The organism is Syntrophorhabdaceae bacterium (assembly GCA_028713955.1).
GTDB lineage: Bacteria > Desulfobacterota > Syntrophorhabdia > Syntrophorhabdales > Syntrophorhabdaceae > UBA5609.
Genome location: JAQTNJ010000309.1, coordinates 1 through 3,237, shown reverse-complemented (window position 1 = coordinate 3,237; position 3,237 = coordinate 1). Strand labels below are relative to the sequence as shown.

General features: G+C 47.4%; 2 protein-coding genes. Both read left to right on the top strand.

Annotated elements, in window-relative coordinates; genetic code table 11:
* Nucleotides 1-2,165 (top strand): malto-oligosyltrehalose synthase (treY, locus tag PHU49_16240; GenBank protein ID MDD5245560.1); only part of this gene is annotated, 2,165 nt, incomplete at its 5' end.
* 10 nt (nt 2,166-2,175) lie between these two features.
* Nucleotides 2,176-3,237 (top strand): glycosyltransferase (locus tag PHU49_16235; protein MDD5245559.1); only part of this gene is annotated, 1,062 nt, incomplete at its 3' end.

Genomic DNA, 3,237 nt, shown 5'->3' with positions numbered 1-3,237 from the left:
TGAGAGAGCAGATATACCGCTTTTCCCACTGGCGCGTCGCCGCCGAGGAGATAAACTACAAGAGGTTTTTTGATATAAATAGTCTTGGCGCCCTGCATATGCAGAAAGAAGACGTATTCAGGGAGACTCACAAGCTTATCTTCGAGCTTATCGGGGGGGGCAAGATAACAGGCTTGCGGGTTGATCATCCTGACGGGCTGTACAACCCTTCGGAATACTTTCATCGTCTCCAGAGAGAATGCTTTTTACAATTGAGGCGGGCATATATCGAAAAGGTAAAGAAGGAGGCCCGGCTCCCTGCCGATTACCTCAACTCCGAAGCGGACGAGGAAATCGCCGGCAGGTACAGGGAGATGCTGGATGCCGACCCCGATTATAAGCCGTTCTATATCATCGGCGAAAAGATACTCACCAAAGGTGAGATTATGCCTGAAGAATGGCCGATCTTCAGTACAACGGGGTACGTATTTCTTAACTCCGTCAACGGGATATTCGTCGACACAAACAACGGAAAGACCTTTGACAGGATATACAGGAGATTTACAAAGACCAATGCGAGTTTTCAGGATACGATATATGAAAAGAAGAAATTGGTAATGCAGGTTGCCATGTCCGGCGAGGTCAACGTGCTCGGCCATTATCTCAACAGGCTTTCAGAGAAAAACAGACATACAAGGGATTTTACATTAAACAGCCTTATAAAGGCCCTTATCGAGATCATTGCCTATTTTCCGGTATACAGGACGTATATCACGACATGGAAGATAAACGAACGGGATTCCCACTACATAGACCTCGCAATATCAAAGGCAAAAAAGAGGAACCCGGCCCTGAACCAGTCCATCTTCGATTTTATTCGTGACGTCCTGTTGCTGAGATTCCCTGACGATTTCGATGAGGACGACAAGTCTGAATGGCTTGACTTTACAATGAGGTTTCAACAGATCACGGGTCCTGTAACGGCGAAAGGCGTTGAGGATACGGCATTTTACATTTACAATCGTCTCACTTCCCTCAATGAGGTCGGGGGAAGCCCTGACAGGTTCGGTACGCTGCTTAAAACATTTCATGGTCAGAACATAGAGCGCATTAAATCGTGGCCTTATGCACTTATTACAACTTCAACGCATGACTGCAAAAGAGGTGAGGATGTACGCGCGCGCATCAATGTTCTCTCGGAGTTCCCCGATATATGGAACGGATGCCTTACAAAGTGGAGCAGGTATAACAAAAAAAAGAAGATTATCGTGGATAATCGTCCGGTGCCGGATCAGAACGAAGAATACCTGTTATATCAGACCCTGCTGGGCGTGTGGCCCATCGGGGAACCAATTGACGCAGAAGAATATGCGGTGTTTACGCAGAGGATCAAAGACTATATGCAGAAGGCTTCGAGGGAGGCGAAGGAACACACGAGCTGGATCAACCCGGACGCCGTCTATGAAGATGCTATGAACGTTTTCATTGGCGCCGTCATGACAGATTCCAGAGACAATATGTTCCTCGAGGACTTCCTTGTATTTCAACGCATGGTCTCCGGCTATGGCATCTACAACTCTCTCTCGCAGACGCTCCTTAAGATAACATCACCCGGTGTTGCTGATTTTTACCAGGGTACTGAATTATGGGATTTTGCGCTTGTTGACCCTGACAACAGAAGACCCGTGGATTACAGAAAAAGAATCGAATTCCTTGAAAGATTAAAAGAATATGAAAAGGACGGGGACACTGCGCCTATCGCGCGGCGCATAACTGATACAAGGCATGATGGTATGATAAAAATATACCTCATATATAAAGCCCTCCATTACCGAAGAAAAAACAGGTACCTGTTCGAGACCGGCAAGTACATCCCATTGATAACCGATGGCGAGAAGTGGGAAAACATCTGTTCATTCGCCAGAAAAAAGGCTGACACAATAGCAATAACCGTGGCGCCAAGATTTCTTTCGCGAATCATACCCCGCCACACCGATCTTCCGCTTGGCCGTGCCGTATGGGGCAATACCTTTATTGCGGTACCGTTCGAGAGGGAAAAGGCAGAGTATCGCAATATCTTTACTGATGAGATTGTACAGGTACACAATCACGAACAGTCGAAGGTCTTATATATCGGGGAGATCCTTGCAAATTACCCGGTTGCTCTCCTTGACAAAGTGAGGTAACGGCAAAACAGTGAAGAACGGCACGGACAATATCGCGGCAAACACCCCGATTGACGAGCAAACCAGGGGGATAGGTGAAGCGGATATCCTCGTGGGAATCCCAAGCTATAACAATGCACGCACGATAGGTCACGTAGTGAGGGCCGTACAGGCAGGTCTTGCAAAATATTTCCCTGACAAAAAGACACTTCTCGTTAATTCAGACGGAGGCTCTACTGACGGAACAAAGGAGATCGTTCAAGATACAACGGTTGATGACTTTCAAACAATCCTTATAACACGGAAGGCGGCTCCTTTTTTTAAGATCGTGACCCCATATCAAGGGATCCCCGGCAAGGGGAGCGCATTCAGGGCAATCTTCGAGATCGCCAACGCCCTCAAGGTAAAGGCCTGTGCCGTTGTCGACTCGGATCTCAGAAGCATCACCCCTGAATGGATCGAGCTTCTTATCAAGCCTGTTCTCGAAGGGGGTTTTGATTATGTCGCACCTCTTTACCAGAGACACAAATACGACGGTACTATTACAAACAGCATAGTCTATCCCTTAACGAGCGCTCTCTATGGCAAGCGCGTCAGACAACCTATTGGTGGTGATTTTGGTTTTTCAGGAAAACTTGCCGGCTTTTACCTGGCCAAGGATGTGTGGGAAACGGATGTCGCGCGATATGGCATAGATATATGGATGACATCCACTGCCATTGCGAACAATTTCCCGGTCTGCCAATCATATCTCGGGGCAAAGATCCACGACGCAAAAGACCCCGGCGCGGATTTGAGTGCAATGCTCTACCAGGTGGTGAGTGCTGCGCTCGATCTTATGGAAACGTATTCCGCCGTGTGGAAACCCATCAAATCGTCTGAGCATGTCCCTACGCTTGGCTTTCAGTATGATGTTGGTCTCGAGCCGGTCAATGTAAACCTGGAAAGGATGGTAGACCGCTTTTCACTCGGTATCAAAGAGCTGGGTGTTTTCTGGAAAGAATTTATGTCAAAAGAGCTGTACAATTTTTTTATAAAATTGACAGGCAGCGGAAAAAAGACATTCAGGATACCTGATGAAATCTGGGTCGAG